13 protein-coding genes and 1 tRNA gene are annotated in these 15,956 nt (G+C 50.5%); 9 read left to right on the top strand and 5 right to left on the bottom strand.

Annotation, left to right across the window (positions count from 1 at the left end; all coding sequences use genetic code 11):
- The first annotated feature begins 445 nt into the window (after positions 1-445).
- Positions 446-1,345 carry a HamA C-terminal domain-containing protein gene (locus G512_RS0100835; RefSeq protein ID WP_028480056.1) on the top strand — a complete coding sequence of 300 codons (900 nt, stop codon included), beginning with the start codon at positions 446-448 and terminating at the stop codon, positions 1,343-1,345.
- Positions 1,342-3,855 (top strand): DEAD/DEAH box helicase, encoded by a 2,514-nt coding sequence (locus G512_RS0100830; RefSeq protein WP_028480055.1) that lies wholly within the window; start codon positions 1,342-1,344, stop codon positions 3,853-3,855. The genes G512_RS0100835 and G512_RS0100830 overlap by 4 nt, the downstream gene beginning before the upstream one ends.
- Here the strand turns inward: G512_RS0100830 and G512_RS0100825 are convergent.
- Together G512_RS0100825 and G512_RS0100820 are read right to left on the bottom strand one after the other, a co-directional pair.
- Positions 3,852-4,718 (bottom strand): hypothetical protein, encoded by an 867-nt coding sequence (locus G512_RS0100825; RefSeq protein WP_028480054.1) that lies wholly within the window; start codon positions 4,716-4,718, stop codon positions 3,852-3,854. The genes G512_RS0100830 and G512_RS0100825 overlap by 4 nt on opposite strands.
- A gap of 154 nt (positions 4,719-4,872) precedes the next feature.
- Positions 4,873-5,733 carry an Arc family DNA-binding protein gene (locus tag G512_RS0100820; RefSeq protein ID WP_028480053.1) on the bottom strand — a complete coding sequence of 287 codons (861 nt, stop codon included), beginning with the start codon at positions 5,731-5,733 and terminating at the stop codon, positions 4,873-4,875.
- A 350-nt stretch (positions 5,734-6,083) separates the two neighbouring features.
- Between G512_RS0100820 and G512_RS22700 the strand changes: the two genes are divergently transcribed.
- Both G512_RS22700 and G512_RS22905 read left to right on the top strand, forming a co-directional pair.
- Positions 6,084-6,338 carry a hypothetical protein gene (locus G512_RS22700; RefSeq protein WP_051268689.1) on the top strand — a complete coding sequence of 85 codons (255 nt, stop codon included), beginning with the start codon at positions 6,084-6,086 and terminating at the stop codon, positions 6,336-6,338.
- The gene (locus tag G512_RS22905; protein ID WP_228130456.1) at positions 6,301-7,533 is read left to right on the top strand and encodes a tyrosine-type recombinase/integrase; all 1,233 of its coding nucleotides are present in this window, start codon (positions 6,301-6,303) and stop codon (positions 7,531-7,533) included. The genes G512_RS22700 and G512_RS22905 overlap by 38 nt, the downstream gene beginning before the upstream one ends.
- Here G512_RS22905 and G512_RS0100805 read toward each other — a convergent pair.
- Positions 7,512-7,588 (bottom strand) — tRNA-Ile (locus G512_RS0100805). The genes G512_RS22905 and G512_RS0100805 overlap by 22 nt on opposite strands.
- A gap of 235 nt (positions 7,589-7,823) precedes the next feature.
- Between G512_RS0100805 and G512_RS0100800 the strand changes: the two genes are divergently transcribed.
- From G512_RS0100800 to speE, 4 genes are all read left to right on the top strand, one after another.
- The gene (locus G512_RS0100800; protein ID WP_028480052.1) at positions 7,824-8,900 is read left to right on the top strand and encodes an AI-2E family transporter; all 1,077 of its coding nucleotides are present in this window, start codon (positions 7,824-7,826) and stop codon (positions 8,898-8,900) included.
- 90 nt (positions 8,901-8,990) lie between these two features.
- Positions 8,991-9,725, top strand: a complete 735-nt coding sequence (locus G512_RS19550) for an SIMPL domain-containing protein (RefSeq protein ID WP_051268687.1) — start codon at positions 8,991-8,993, stop codon at positions 9,723-9,725.
- Between the two features lie 184 nt (positions 9,726-9,909).
- Entirely contained in the window at positions 9,910-10,434 is a 525-nt protein-coding gene (speD, locus tag G512_RS0100790) for an adenosylmethionine decarboxylase (RefSeq protein WP_028480051.1), read from the top strand.
- Positions 10,434-11,303 (top strand): polyamine aminopropyltransferase, encoded by an 870-nt coding sequence (gene speE, locus G512_RS0100785; protein ID WP_028480050.1) that lies wholly within the window; start codon positions 10,434-10,436, stop codon positions 11,301-11,303. The genes speD and speE overlap by 1 nt, the downstream gene beginning before the upstream one ends.
- 7 nt (positions 11,304-11,310) lie before the next feature.
- Here the strand turns inward: speE and G512_RS0100780 are convergent, their stop codons facing one another.
- Positions 11,311-11,601: a hypothetical protein gene (locus G512_RS0100780; RefSeq protein WP_028480049.1), complete on the bottom strand. Its 291-nt coding sequence runs from the start codon at positions 11,599-11,601 to the stop codon at positions 11,311-11,313.
- A 359-nt stretch (positions 11,602-11,960) separates the two neighbouring features.
- On the opposite strand from G512_RS0100780, the gene G512_RS0100775 reads away from it, so the two are divergent.
- Positions 11,961-13,427, top strand: coding sequence for an MFS transporter (locus G512_RS0100775; RefSeq protein ID WP_081657321.1), 1,467 nt, complete (start codon positions 11,961-11,963; stop codon positions 13,425-13,427).
- A gap of 56 nt (positions 13,428-13,483) precedes the next feature.
- Here the strand turns inward: G512_RS0100775 and rpoD are convergent, their stop codons facing one another.
- Complete coding sequence (gene rpoD / locus G512_RS0100770; RefSeq protein WP_028480047.1) at positions 13,484-15,580, bottom strand: RNA polymerase sigma factor RpoD; 2,097 nt, start codon at positions 15,578-15,580, stop codon at positions 13,484-13,486.
- Positions 15,581-15,956: the final 376 nt, after the last annotated feature.

The following is a 15,956-nucleotide window of genomic DNA, read 5'->3' as shown; positions in this document are numbered from 1 at the left end:
GAAAGGATCGATCGGCTAAGCGGAGGCAGTGCATTAGACGATCATGCCAAAACACGTTTCAACATAGTAGTAGATGAAAAGTTACCCTTCCTAAAGAAATCATCAAAGCTCGCGACATTACCCCCAGACTACTCCCCACAATAAACTATTTATAAATCAAAACTGTCCTAGTTGTCGTGCTATTGAAGCCCATTAGTTCAATATTTTAGAGCTATACCCACGGGACTGGAAATGGCAGAGGAGTATACTCCTCTAGAGAAGCATAGCTCTTGCACCCGCATAGCGCTTGAAATTAAATTTGCTGAAGTTCACTCTACGTTACCAATCTCCCATATTACCCAACTACTCCCAAAAAACACGCTTAAATTGATATTGCATTCTAAAATTCGCGTTATTAGTTTGTAGCGAATTGAGAATAAGCCAACGGTTCGGAAATAATTAGAAGATGAATCACCAGCTTCATCCGCAACTTAAGAATGCGGAAGATATCAAAAACGTACTGAAACAAGTTGATGTAAAATTAAATTTGGCCGATGGCCGTGAAGTCAGCACGCTCCTGATCTATTTGCCATTCGAGAGCGGAACACAAAACCGTCTTGCCTTTTTTGAGGCGGTCAAGAACGGGTTACTATCGAATTTCGTCTTTTCGTGCTCAGAAATTGAAAGAAAGTTGGGCGTGGATAGACCTGGAGCTGCGAAGGCGCTCTTCAACAAAGCTGTTCGAAAGCTGAGCAAGCATACCGCTCAGGGAGAATTGGGAGAGCTTATCCTCTTTACGATCTTAGATGTATACCTTAAAGCACCCAAATTGCTAAGCAAAGTCTCAATGAAAATGGACCGCAGAATGCCAGTTTTTGGAGCTGACGCAGTGCATGGTCAGTTTCTCGACGGAAAATTGCGTCTGTATTTGGGAGAATCCAAGCTACACAAGAGTTTCAAAACAGCGGCTACAAAGGCTGCAACCTCTATAGGCACGGCTCAATCAGCCTACGAAGAAGAGTTTGACTTGCTAGATAGCCATATCGATTTTGAAAATATAGATGATGCATCGAAAGATGATATTTTGCGAATACTAAACCCATTCCTAGACAATAATGTGCAAGAACTTATACACTCACCTTGCTTTATTGGCTTTACAGAGAGCAATTTATTTTCTTCAAAATATTCCAAAAAAGAATTCATTAGAGAGTACATTAGGATCTCAAAAACTTATATAAATCATTACTTCAAACAGATCGAAAGTAATAACATAAGCATAACCAATACAACCCTAATAATGCTTCCGTTTACCTGCGTTAAAGAGCTTACGAATGAGTTTATTGGTTATATGGGAATTGAAGGATGAGTGATTTCTACCAGCGACTGGCCCACCAAATTGAAATTAGTGAAGGCTACGAGCAAGCAAGCCAGAAGCTGTTTGATGCCTATGTCGATAACCTCTCAGGACAAGAGTGCGAGGTAAGCCAACGAGAACTAAAGCAGCTACTGAGCGCCATTCAAGTTTTTTACAAATCCGAACTGCCCTCTCATGTCGAAGAAGGCGCGATCCTACTATCGATGCTACTAGATTTGTTCGGGCAAAAATTTCCTCAAACCGCTTTGATTGCCAATAACATTTTTGTAAACTCTGGTGACTTCCCGAATATCGACCTTATCAGGCAACGATATCCGGACCTCCAATTTAGATTGAGCTTTTATACAGAAGCGCAAATGGAGTTTCGGCAAAAATTAAACACAGTAGAGCAACTTTCATTTCCGCTAACGGACTATCAGCGTTCATTATGGACAGATCTATCATCCGGTTGCGATTTAATCACATCTGCCCCGACCTCTGCAGGTAAGACCTTTATTATTCTGAACTATCTAGTTGAGGAAGTTAAGAAAAGCGAAGGAGCTTTTGTCGCGATCATTGTTCCAACACGCGCCTTGATTTCTGAAGTTGCTGCGCAAATCTACGAGTTAGTAGGAACCGATACAATAGAAGTCTGCACTGTCCCAAGAGGAGTGGAGTTTTCGGACAAAACCTTTTTCGTGATGACTCAGGAGCGATTACATGAGTTGCTTCTACAGGGTGACATAACTTTCAATTATCTATTCATTGATGAAGCGCATAACATTTCCGACAAGAGCAGAGGTGTCCTTCTTCACCTTACAATTCAAAGGCTTCTGGAGGACAGTTTCCCTCAAATAATAATAAGCATGCCGTCGCAGGCCTATCTCACTTCCTTTTCCTCCATATTCTCCGAGACTGAATTTAAACAGAAGATAACCACTCACTCGCCAGTTGCAAAAATCTTGATGAACGTCGTCCCGAAAGGGCGGGATTTGCTGATTTCTCGCCAATATAGACGATCCGCAAAAAGGATTCCTAAAGGCTTCTCCGGGACCAGATTTGCAGACATTGTTTTCAGATTAGGACAAGGTGATAGCAACATTGTGTATCGAAATCGGACATCAGACTGCGAGAAGATGGCAAATGAAATCGCAGAGTTAGTAAAGACAGCGAAAGGCGCAGATTTCGCAACATCTGATGAACTTGAGGAAGCCGCAGGATATATCGAACACTTTGTTCATGATAAGTTCTCATTGGCAGAAAACCTAAGGCATGGGGTCGCATTTCACTATGGACCGCTGCCTCCCAATCTTCGCACCATGATTGAGGGTTTTGCTAAGGAAGGGAAGATCGACTTTATAGTTTGTACTGGCACGCTTGCAGAGGGCGTAAACTTACCGGCAAAAAACCTTTTTCTTAACAATCCTGCACAACTAGTACAGTACGCCCCACCCGAGCGTATCGAGGATGTAAAAGTTAGAAACATTACAGGTCGCGCAGGAAGAATGATGCGGCACTTTTCCGGAAACATATTCCTTGTCAAGCCAGATGAATGGAATTTTACTGATTACTTCGATAAAAATGAAGAAGAAAAGCAACAGATACCAACCTATTTCAAGACCCTTAATGAAGAACTTGAGCTAGTTTTAGAAGCGTTAAACGGTCGCCGACCTAGCGATGAGAATGATCAATACAGAATATATACGATAGCTAACAAGCTGATAAAGGAATACGAGCGCGACGGTTTGAGCACAACCCTCAGCGCTAAGGAGCTAAACTTAAGTGATACTGAAAAGCGCAATCTCTCAAAAAGTGCTAAGGCGGCATTCAAAGCCCTTAAGGTTACTAGCTTCACTCTAGAAGCCAATCCAACAATTGGATACATCCAGCAAAATAGACTTTTCAGCTTCCTTGAAAACTTAGAAGCCCCGGAGGAATGGAAGCTACCACATCCAAAATCTGCGGATCTATACCGCACCCTATTGAGAATATCTGAGAAGCTGCGGGAATGCGGTGTTTATGTACCAACCGATGGGCGCTCGTTGGAACGTATATGCTGGCTTGCGCAAAAATGGCTTCAAGGAAACAGCCTTAAAGAGATAATTGCTAAAAGGATTGAATGGGAAATTGAGGACAAAAACAAAAAAGCAGAGGATGTAGTCAACGGATGCGTAAGGAACGTAATAAAAACGATCAATAACGACATAACATTCCGCCTAGCGAATGCACTCAAGTGTTATCAGATTTTGTCAGATAACGTATTGGCGGCAAGAGGCATAGATGAACTGAATTTCCGCCTCCACACATTAATTGAGATTGGTGCTTGCGATGAGCGAATGATTAATCTGATAAACTTGGGCTTGTCTAGGGACGCTGCCAAAGAAATCGACGTCCTGCTACCAAGCACCTGGGAACTAGTTAGCTCCTCGGACTTGGCGAGGTTCCTAAAGGACGGGGCATTGGAGGATCTTCATCCAATAACTGAAAAAGAAGTGCGCCGCTTACTGAATGAAGATTTCTAATGATGCTCAAGGTAGCTACCTAGCGCTTCTGACAGCACTTCCCAAGCCTGCTCTTCTTTGATGAACTTGTCGCGGGTCCAGATATCCGTTTTATGGTTCACAAACGCACTACCGAAGTCGAGGCTGATTTTATTGCCTCGATCGTCCATTCCCTTGACCTTCAACAAAGAGCAGCTTTCATGTTCTGACAAGTAGCTTATGATCTCGAGAGCTGTTTCCTTAGAAAGGTTTTGCTCTGCCGAACTGCCTATTTCGAGCTGAAGTGAAAGCTGCATACTATTTTCAATGTAAGGTGCAGAACTCAAGTCTTTCAAAATTTTAGGGGCATCATCAGTTATGTCGGTTAGGTACAATGGTTTAATATTAAAGTGAAGAATACTGTCATCTGGAAGTTCCTTTAACGCTGAGAATTCTTTCTTCTTAGGTATTAGATCAAGTTTAATGCGGTTCACTCGATCGCTGTTAAACTGGTCTAGCATTGTAGCGGCAACAGTTTTTAAGCTGCCGCTAGGACCTGATGTAAAGCCCAACACAATCTTCTTCTCCGGCACCACACAAAAGTAATATGGGTCGCCAATTATTCCTTGGTTAAGCTGGATCCCGGATATTTTACCATCACTTGTGGCTTTTGTTTGCCAGGTATTTCTCTCTTTGACGACTGTTGCAAAGTACGCTTTGACGCCGCCCAATACGATTTCACCTGAGATTTTTACTAGATGCTTTTTCGCTCGCAAAGTAAGAATTCTAGCAGTATTTGAGTTCACCTTATTTGTTGTGTAGTCCGTGGCGAACCTCTCCAAGAAACCTTCACCGGCATCGATAGAGTAGAACTGCACGGTCACTCTTTTAACTAGCTTATTCATGTTAAGAGCCTAAATTATTTTCTTTTTCAATTGCTTTGAAGGTGAATGTATTTAACCGATATCAGCCGTCTAAGTTTGCAGATGTTAATGCACGAAAACATAGGGGTGATTTCGAGAGATACCCGTGGCGCTATTCTTACTATAAGGCCACAAGCTATGCTTTGATATGTCCTGCGGCTTTAGACTCTTCAAAAACACGTTCGACCAATTTTCGATAACCTTTCCATGGCTCATTTTCTCTAGTTACTTTAGCTATCATTTGAGGGTCCCACCAATCATCAAACCAAGTTGAGTACCTTGCATCATTCAGTGCCAGAAGTGGGTGAATTGTGCCCGCTATCAATTTACTAAACTGTTCATCTGGCATCATGCAACCCCGGCTATATATCCCGCTATATCGGTACAGTTTTTTACTGGTATTCGCGAGTTCTACTTGGTGCCGTTGACCTGTGGCTCCAACATGATCGCTCAAGTGGATATAGGTACGAATGGTCGTGCAGACATGGTCGTCGTATTGTTTAACAACACAAACTTCACCTTTTTCTGAATCAGCCCTAATCACATGAATTGTTTTCGGTTTATCGGAGACCAGAAACTCAAGGAAATCTTCATCATACGTTCCTTCAACACAAACCTTAAACGGCACACTGTCACCGTGTTTCAGCCAGTCTGAGTTGACTGCGCAGTACTCAGCAATTGAATCCAAAAGTCGAAATGTGGGCTCTTCTGCTCCCGAAAAAACTCTCTCTAGTCGATAGGGTGTTTCTTCACCAATGGCTTCGGCCAATCGAGACAAGGAAAACTTGCTATTACCGAGCACTCTCTCCATGGTCTCTAACAGCCATTTCAGCCTACTAATAGTAGGAGCAACAAATGTCATTTCGAGCCGCGCAACTATTTCCGCATTCATCGAGCGGTTATTTTCTTTTGCAGCCAAAGCGATCTTATCACGCATGCCATCCGGCAAACGCACTACAAACTGTTCTTTTTGTTTAGCTTTAGTCGATCCAATCATGCTTCTGTTGATACTAGTAGAGTGCTATCTAGACAATAATCCCATAATGCGATCATGCTATCGCTTCATAATAGCACTATGATTCTATACACCGCAATTTAGGAGTTATTGGGTTGAACAAGCAAAATTGGCCGAAGCTATTGGTCCGCCTTCCGGACGACGCAAAACACTTTCTGGAACTGGAAACTCACAAAAACGGCTCGTCGTTGAATAGTGAGGTTATCCGCTGCATTCGTCAGCGCATGGATGAGCTGGCGAACAGTTCGAATGCTTCGACCGCGAAACACTAGCTCTTCCATTAGCTTGAGCTTGTGTGGCTCTGAGCATTTAAACACACAAGATGTCTACAAATGCATAGAATTGAAAACCAATCACTGTCGCGTATCGCCGTTACGCGAGAAAGCGCAGCCCTGCTTCTAGAGATTTCCCCTTCAACATTCGACAACTGGATAAAACTCGGGCTGATGCCATACGGGTCTAAAGTCAGGGGGCTTCGAAGATGGGATGTTGCGGAAATCACGGCTTGCTGGCAGGCATTGAAAGAGGGCAATGCCGAGGGACAATCGAATGAAAAAGAAAACCCTTTCGACAAAACAATCGGGTAGAGGCAGGGCCCTCCCCTTCAAATACACTTCTGTTGATGTTGACCGACATGGGAACATTCGTGTTTACATTCGCCTGCCCGGTGCGAAGAAGCACAGGGTCAGGGCTGAGATTTATGATCAAAATGGCAACCTAACCCGCGAGTTTTCTGAGGAATACCATGCAGTGGTTTCTGGGAAACTCAAGCAACAACCAAACAATCGCACGGCTTGGGAGCCAGGCACCTTGGGTTGGTTGGTCGAGCAATTTTACAAATCAAAAACATTCCACGAATACGCCCCAAGCACCCAAGCAGATCGAAGAAGTGTCCTCGACAACTATTGTGATTTTGTTGGTGGCCTTCCTTTTCAAAGGCTTGAAAAAGAACACTTGGAAGGTCATCAGCTTCAAAAAAGGAAGACACCCGCAGCTGCTGACAAGCTCGTGAAATACGTGAAGAAGCTTTATTACTGGGCGATGGAGGCAGACAGCATCAAGAAGCGCTTCCCCATTGAAAGTAACCCTGCAAAGGGGATCAAATACATGAATGAGTCGGCTGGCTATCACGCTTGGACAAAAAAAGAGGTAGCTCAGTTTCGAAGCCAGCATCCGATTGGCACTAAGGCTCGCTTAGCATTTGAAATCTTTATAAATTTGGGAATCCGAAAATCAGACATTGTAAAGCTTGGTTGGTCGAACATTACTGAAGATTGCATAACCTTCGTGCCAACCAAAGGAGATAGCAAGAAGGGGGCCGCTGGCAAGTTAACACTGCCCATCCCTCCGGCGCTCAAGGAGATTCTGGCGCGCGTTCCCAGAACCCAAAATACATTCATCCTTACAGAACAAGGCAAACCGTTTACCGCGAACGGCTTTGGAAACAAAATGCGCGATTGGTGCGATGCGGCTGGCCTGCGGAACTGTACCAGTCATGGCATCAGGAAAACCGCGGCCACCAACCTCGCGGAAGCAGGAGCTTCCGAACGACAGCTAATGGCCGTATTTGGTTGGACTGACCCCAAAATGGCGAGCTTCTATACAAGAGCAGCCGAACAAAAGCACCTGGCAAAAGCAGCGTTTGAACAACGAGAAATAGCTCAACAAGGATCGAAAAATGTCCCACTTTTTCCGTTCAACTTCATCGGTGGGACTATTGGAGGAAATTATGCAGCATTTTCAACGCCGCAATGGGAAGGTGGTAGGCCCGGAGGGACTTGAACCCCCAACCAGTCCGTTATGAGCGGACGGCTCTAACCAGTTGAGCTACAGGCCCTTACCTGCAAACTTCCTATACCAACCCACCTATGTGAGTAAACACCCTTGTTTCACAGGAGTTTTTGACAGAGGTGAGTTTCTGTTGAAATCTTCAAACAGATCAAAGCGTACGCACCTCCTCATATTTGCAATGTTCTTGAAGGAAGTTCATGCTTTCGAGGGCCAACTCTTGTATGTATCGGTCGGTCTACCAATCTGCACCCCCAGAGATGGCCGCCATTACGGGTACTTAAATGAACAGCACGCTGCTAAAACTCACGCTCACCCTCGTTCTTGTTACACTAACCGGGTGGCTGCTCGTGATTGGCAGGTCAATTCTGGTCCCCCTGATCATTGCTTCCGTCCTGTGGTACTTGATTTCCTCCCTTGCAGAAGCAGTGCGCGCCATTCCCTATATCGGCAGATTTGTCCCCCGCCCCCTTGGCATTGTGCTGTCCCTTGTCGGAATGACCATCGCCGGCAAGTTCGTGTTCGACATCGTTTCCTCAAGCCTGCAACAAATGGCGATGGACGCGCCGGAATACCAGCAACGTCTCAATGAGGTATTCCTTACAATCTCTACCCAGTTGAAGCTGGACCATCCCATTGGCTTGGCTGATATTTTCCCCAACTTCTCCATAGGGCAAGCAATCTCGCAGGCCGCAACCGTCGTGACGACGATCGCAGGGTCCAGCACACTGATCATCGTCTATGTGCTGTTCATGATTTTTGAAGAAAGCACGTTCGATCGGAAAATCGAGGCCTTCTTCGACCGTCCGGAACGGGCCCGCCTGGCTCTGGGCATCCGTCGGGAAATTGGCCAACGCATGCGCCACTATGTAGGCATCAAGACCGCGATCAGCCTCGCCACCGGATTCCTCACATACGCTTTGCTCAAGGCCGTGGGACTGCCTTATGCCGAACTGTTCGGCTTCATTACCTTCATGCTGAACTACATTCCCACCATCGGCTCCATGATTGCAGTTTTCTTTGCCAGCCTGTTTGCCTTGGTGTTCTTCGACAATTTAACCAGTTTCTTGATTGTGGCCATCGGACTTGGCGCCATTCAGTTCGTGCTGGGAAGCATAATCGACCCACGCCTGATGGGAACAAGCCTCAACATTTCACCGTTGGTCATCATCCTGTCCCTCAGCTTCTGGGGGGCGATCTGGGGCGTCATCGGCATGGTGCTGTGTGTGCCGCTCATGGTGTTCATCATCATGGTCTGTGCTCAGTTCCCCGCCACCCGCCCCATTGCCATCCTGTTTTCGGGTAATGGCGAGGTTGGAGACCCCATCCTCTTGGAAGACAAAACAAAATCCTTGAATTGACAAGGGACTGCCAGAGTAAAGCCGCAATCCTCGCGTTCTTTCTTGAACAGTTACACCCCCACCTTTCAATGACTATGGAGGTCATGAACTATGTCATTCACCAAGCTTGCCGGCGTCGGCTTCTCCTCTCTTCTGGCCCTGAGTGTTGTCACCACAACGCTTCCTGCCATGGCCCAGACCGACGACACGCGCACGCTCACCGTGTCCGGTGTTGGCACCGTCAACGTGGTGCCCGATCAGGCCATCGTCGTGTCTCGTGTCGTAACACAGAACGAAACCGCGCAGGCCGCTCTGTCGGAGAACTCCACCAAGGTGCAAGCTCTGATTGACGAAATCGAAGCTGCCGGCATTGAAAAGACAGCCATTCAAACCTCCGGTTTCGGAATCAACCCGATTTACGACAACAGCCCGGAAGCGCGCCAATCCGGCAAGGCGCCTGAAATTCTCGCCTACCGGGTCACCAACGGCGTGGAGGTCAAGGCAGACGACATTTCCAAACTCGGCAGCCTCTTGACCTCCATGGTTGAAGCCGGCGCCAACAGCGTGGGCCAGATCAGCTTCGTCGTATCCGACCCGCAGGCCAAGATGGACGAGGCCCGCACCAAAGCCGTTGCAGATGCCCTGAGAAAGGCCGAACTTTACGCCAAGGCCGCTGGCCAAGAGCTGGGCGACGTTCTGTCCATCAACGAAAGCGGCTCCGGCAACTATCCGCGTCCGGAAGTCATGTACGCAGCCCGGGCGAGCATGGACAGCGCCACCCCGATCTCCGCCGGTGAAGAGCAGCTTTCCGCAAATGTTGTTCTGACCTTCGAACTGGCAGACTGATCTGCTGGCCATTGCCCCCTAAAAAATCGCCATCCGGCCCCCGAAATTTGCAGGTCGGATGGCGCACTTTGTGCACAAACCTACCCATTTTCCCGTAGTTCCCCATTGAGCCTCAGATCGATTCCCGTTAATGAAGGGCCTTCCGGAATGGTCCGGGGTACATCTACTGGTTGGGGAGAGCGCGATGTCTGACGACGCCCTCTTTCAATTGGGGATGGACTTGGCGGCTCCTGAGACTGTGCGGCAGTCCACCATCTTCGACGAGCCAAGAAGCACCACCCAAAAGGAAGAACTGACGAAACACGCAATTGCGGCCACTGTGCCTGCACAAGACAGACTTGATCATTTCATTGAGCGGGATGGCGTTCAGTGCGCCGGCGCACATTTGATCATTGATCTTTACGAAGCCTCGCGTCTGGACGACCAGGCGTATATCGAGGAAACGCTGAAACAATGCGTTGAAGCGGCCGGAGCCACCCTGCTGCATATTCATCTTCATCCTTTCGAGCCCACCGGCGTGAGCGGTGTTGCCGTTCTGGCGGAAAGCCATATCTCGGTGCACACATGGCCGGAATGCGGCTACGCAGCCTTTGACGTCTTCATGTGTGGCGACGCACGCCCGGAGCGCTGCGTTGACATTCTCAAGGATGCCTTCAAACCCGAACAAACCCGCGTCAGTGAACTCCTGCGCGGCAAAGAGGTGACTTGATGGCCCCGCGCACATTCAGCGAAGTCCTGCATGACGGTTTCGAACTGACCTACGAAACCGATCAGGTGCTCTACGAAGACCGCAGCGACCACCAACATCTCGTGTTGTTCGACAACGCCACGTTCGGCAAGGTGTTGATGCTGGACGGCATCACTCAGGTGACCACCGCTGATGAATTCATCTATCACGAGATGATGGCCCATGTGCCCCTGTTTGCCCACGGCGCGGCGCGCCATGTTGCCATTGTGGGTGGCGGCGATTGCGGCATGGCAGAGGAAGTGCTCAAACACGGCTGTGTGGAGACCCTGACACAAATTGAGATCGATGAATCCGTCGTTGATTTTTCCAAGGAACATTTCTCCACCTTCAATTCTGCAGTCTTTGAGGATGACCGGTTCCACCTGAAGATCGCCGATGGGGCCAAATTCTTTACGCAGACCGATCAACGGTTCGACGTGGTTCTGGTGGACTCCACCGACCCTGTTGGCCCCGGCGAGGTTCTGTTTTCGCACGACTTCTATGCCAGTGTTTACAACTGTCTGAAGCCCGGCGGCTTGTTGGTCACCCAGAACGGCGTGCCATTTCTGCAGCGGCAAGAACTGGTTACAAGCATCGCCAGATTCTCTCGCATTTTTGCCGAGGCCTCCGCTTACATCGCCGCCATTCCCACCTATGTTGGCGGCCATATGGCGTTCGGCTGGGCCACGGACAATCCAGGGCTCAAAAGCGTACCGCTTGACGTTTTGACCAAGCGCTTTGCAGCAGCCGATATCAAAACGCGCTACTATACCCCCGCGGTACACAAGGCGAGTTTTGCTCTGCCCCGGTTCATCGAAGAGGCTGTTGAAGAAGGCCGCGCCGCCGCTTGAGGCACCTTCATGTGTGCAGGCACCTAGTGGCCGCCTGCACACGCAAACCCAACGGCGGATCCAGCCCCACCAACCCCAAAGTCAGCACGAAAACCACCACTCGGCACTGCCGGCGGCGTTCAAACAGGCCCGCCGTGGCGGGAGTGGCAAGGCGTGCAGGCAATGCCTGCGCATTGGTAAAAGATGAGTCTTCGGCATCGGCAACACGCCTTGCCCAGACATTTTCATGAAGCGTCGATTCCGGTCCTGACAGACGCGATAGGCAGTTGCCTGCCACCGCTGTACGCCCGCCTGACACGGCTCTACCCCCCCGAACCATGCGGCCTCGCTCGGGTTACGCTCCACTGGCTCCTCTGGAAAGATGCGTTACCCCCTTCCATTGGCCCGTCTGGCCCACGACTCGCGTCGGACGGTCCGACGCGGCCCTCGTTCGCGGGCACCTCTCAACCCTATACACGCTCTCTAGGGGGAGGATAACTTTTCTTGGCTATCCGCGACTGCGCACGAAACACAGTGTGATCTCAAGAACATGACGAAGGACAAGCACGCCATGTGGGGGCGCTGCAAAGGCACGTCGACCGCGTTAAATATAAAAACACTTTACTTTTTTTATCTGGCCGGAATATAAAAATAAAAACCTTTTCAAATAGGCTTCGCATGACAACCCCAGTTTCCAGCAGCGAACAGTCTCAACCGTTGCAGCCTCCCACCCCACCAGTTCACCCCTTCGTGGAACTGGCTTCTTCCCCCTATCTGTTACCCAGTGTTTTGCTCTGTCTTGGCATTGGGTCTCATGCAGTCAATGGCATTGTCTCAAATGCCATCCTGCCCAGCATTATTCGTGAGGTGGGCGGTCAGGAACGCGCCTTCTGGATCTTCAGTCTGTTTCAAGTCGCCTCCATCTTGTCCGGTACAGTGACCGGTACGTTCAAGGGCCGTCTTGGCGCACGCCAATTATTTGTGATGGCGAGCCTCGTTCTGGCCGCGGGATCCGTACTGGCTGGAGCGGCGGCAACGCTGGAACTGCTTCTCGTCGGCCGTTTCCTTCAAGGTTTCGGAGAAGGCATGATTGTTGCCGTGATTTATGCAGTCATTCCCCAGCTCTATCCGGAGCGCCTTGTGGCCACCGTTTTTTCCCTGACCGCACTTGTTTGGGCTGTTGCTGCAGGGATCGGGCCGGTAGCAGCGGGTTTGTTGACGGAGGCCTGGTCCTGGCGGGCCGCCTACTACATCAATCTACCACTGGTTTTCGTGCTCCTGGTGCTGGCAGCTGTTGTTATGCCCAGGGAAGATGGTGAGCGGACCGCAACTTCGCGCAAGGACATGGACATGTTACCTCGCCTCGCGCTAATCGCAGTTGCTGTCTTGACCATCAGTTTTGTTGGAGAAGTGCGCAGTATCGGCGCCGGGGCGCTCTATCTGGTCATCGGGCTGACCATTCTTGCGCTTGTCCGAATCTGGGACCGGAAAGCCCATAGCCCGTTCATTCCAAAAACCGCCTTCCAGCTCTCCGGCATCATCGGGCTGGTGATGTGGATCCTGTTGCTGATCGCCATGGCCTCATCCGTGCGCATGGTCTACGGCAATGCCATCTTGCAAAGCTTGTGGGGACTGGGCGTTACTGAAGCCGCCTATGCCATGGCCACACTGGCCTTCGCATGGACCGTGGCCGCATGGTTCGTCGCAAGTGTTCAGGACGTACGCCAGCGCGCGTTGTTGATCTGCGTTGGCATCAGTTTCATTGCACTGGCACTGGCGAGCATGGCGCTTGCATTGGCGGCCGGTTCACTGCCCCTGTTTGTGGCATCGTGCATCCTGTCCGGCCTTGGTTCCGGGCTCAGCAACCAGTTCCTTACCCGCTCGGTCATGTTCTCCGCCTCCCATCAGGACAGAGATCGCGCCTCTGGCATCCTGCCTACACTGTCCAATGCCGGTATTGCCATTGGCGCGGCCCTCTCAGCACTGCTGGCCGCCATCTCGGGCCTGTCCGCCCCCGGCACCAGCGAGTTGGTGACTGCTGAAGCCGCCGTACAGGCTGGACCAGTGGTGTTTGGCACAATGGCACTGCTGGCAGGGATCGCCGCCCTGTTCACGTTCAAGCTGCGGACCAGTCTCATCCGTTGACAAAAAAGGCCGGCTCCTGAAGAACCGGCCTTTTTCTTGTCTTTTGACCCACGCGATCAGCTGTCGAGGAACGACCGCAGTTTGCGCGAACGGGACGGATGCTTGAGCTTGCGCAGTGCCTTCGCCTCAATCTGACGAATACGCTCACGGGTAACGGAGAACTGCTGCCCCACCTCTTCCAGAGTGTGGTCGGTGTTCATGCCGATACCAAAGCGCATGCGCAGCACACGTTCTTCACGCGGTGTCAGTGAGGCCAGAACGCGCGTTGTGGTTTCGCGCAGGTTGGCCTGAATTGCCGCATCGATCGGAAGAACCGCGTTCTTGTCCTCGATGAAGTCACCCAGATGGCTGTCTTCCTCATCCCCGATCGGGGTTTCAAGGGAGATCGGCTCCTTGGCGATCTTCAGAACCTTGCGCACTTTCTCAAGCGGCATCTGCAGCTTTTCTGCCAGCTCTTCCGGGGTCGGCTCGCGGCCGATTTCATGAAGCATCTGGCGAGACGTACGCACGATCTTGTTGATCGTCTCGATCATGTGCACCGGAATACGGATTGTCCGCGCCTGGTCCGCAATAGAGCGGGTGATCGCCTGACGAATCCACCATGTGGCATAGGTCGAGAACTTGTAACCGCGGCGGTATTCGAACTTGTCTACCGCCTTCATCAGGCCGATGTTCCCTTCCTGAATCAGATCGAGAAACTGCAGACCACGGTTGGTGTATTTCTTGGCAATGGAGATAACCAGACGCAGGTTGGCTTCCACCATTTCCTTTTTCGCGATGCGGGCTTCACGTTCGCCCTTCTGCACCATGGAGACGATCTTGCGGAACTCGGTGATTTCGAGGCCCGTTTCCGTTGCCAGCGTCTGAATTTCCTGGCGCAGTTCGCGGATCATGTCGCCTTCATTGGCAACAAACTTCTTCCACCCACGGGTGGACAGGTTTGCAACCTTGCGGATCCAGTTCGGATCCAACTCGTTGCCCTGATAGTATTTGACGAACTCAGCTCGGTTGACACCGTGACTGTCTGCCAGACGCAGCAAACGACCTTCATAGCCCATCAAGCGCTTGTTGATGTCATAAAGCTGGTGAACCAGTGCCTCAATGCGGTTTGCATTGAGAGACAGGCTCTTCACTTCCTGAATGATGTCGTCCTTGAGCTTCTTGTAACGACGCTCCTGAGACGGCGACAGGGTCTTGTTGGCCAGCTTGTTTTCAACCAGCTGATCCTGAAGTTTGCGCAGCTTGGCGTAGTCTTCCGCGATGCGGTCGAACGTTTCGACAACCTTCGGCTTCAGTTCGGCTTCCATGACCGACAACGATACATTGGCTTCGTAGTCGTCATCATCTTCGTCGTCCGTACCGTCTTCGCCGCCTTCAGTGGCTTCGCCGGTCTCATCCGCTGGAGCCGCGCGCTTAGGCTCTTCGGCCTTCTGCGTCTGCTCTCCTTCGGCTGCCCGCTTCTTGCGCTCTTTTTCTTCGCGATCGCGAACGGCATCCGGCACCTCGCCGGCACCAGCTTCTTCCTGTTCTTCCAGATCCTCATCAGAAGGACCCGCCTTGACATCCGGTCCTGCATAGGTGGCATCAAGGTCAATGATGTCACGCAACAGAACGTTGCCTTCATTCAGCTCATCGCGCCAGATGATGATGGCCTGGAAGGTAAGCGGACTTTCGCACAAGCCGGCGATCATGGCCTCGCGGCCAGCCTCGATACGCTTGGCGATGGCAATTTCGCCCTCGCGGGACAGAAGCTCAACCGACCCCATTTCGCGCAAGTACATGCGCACCGGATCATCCGTCCGGTCAGCAGGTTCACGCGTGGTCGTGGTCTTGGCGACGGCTGTGCCGGAGGCAGCGACAAGATCGCCCCCCTCGACTTCTTCTTCCTTGCTTTCTTCCGCTTCCTCAGCCTCGATCACATTGATCCCCATCTCGGAGAGAAGGGACATTGTGTCTTCAATCTGCTCGGAGCTGACTTGTTCAGGCGGAAGCACTTCATTCAATTCGTCATAGGTGACGTAACCGCGCTTCTTGGCGGTCTTGATCATCTTCTTGACGGCGGCGACCGACAGATCCAGCAAAGGACCATCCTGTCCTTCACCACCTGCTGCCGGTTCCTGTGTTTCTTCAGCTTGCGTCGCCTTCGTCGCCATACTCTGCTCCAAAGCCGCGGGCATAAGCCTCGCGATTATCGCGTTTTCAAACTCGGCACCCTGTCGGGACTTCAGGGGCCCTACGAATTACTGTTGCCACTGGAGGCGCGTTCTATCCTCGGCATTACCCTGAGGACCACCTCAGTTCCAGCGCGGGAAGCGACGGACACAAAAAAACATCGTCCGCACCACTTTTCTTTGAAAAGTAGACGCACGTGTCCGTGGCCTGTTCACCGGCATACGTTGGATTGCAACAGCATCTAACCAGATTCTCTATTCGCCGCTGTGACTCTGCTATGGTCCTCGGGCGCTCCTCTTAGCTGTCTGTTCTGTGTATTTAGCTTGCACTGCATGATTCGCAAGAGTGATTCGACAC

This window comes from Pseudovibrio exalbescens DSM 16456, from assembly GCF_000422785.1.
Lineage (GTDB): Bacteria > Pseudomonadota > Alphaproteobacteria > Rhizobiales > Stappiaceae > Pseudovibrio > Pseudovibrio exalbescens.
The sequence above is the reverse complement of the archived record's forward strand: the minus strand, read 5'-3'. Positions and strand labels throughout refer to the sequence as shown.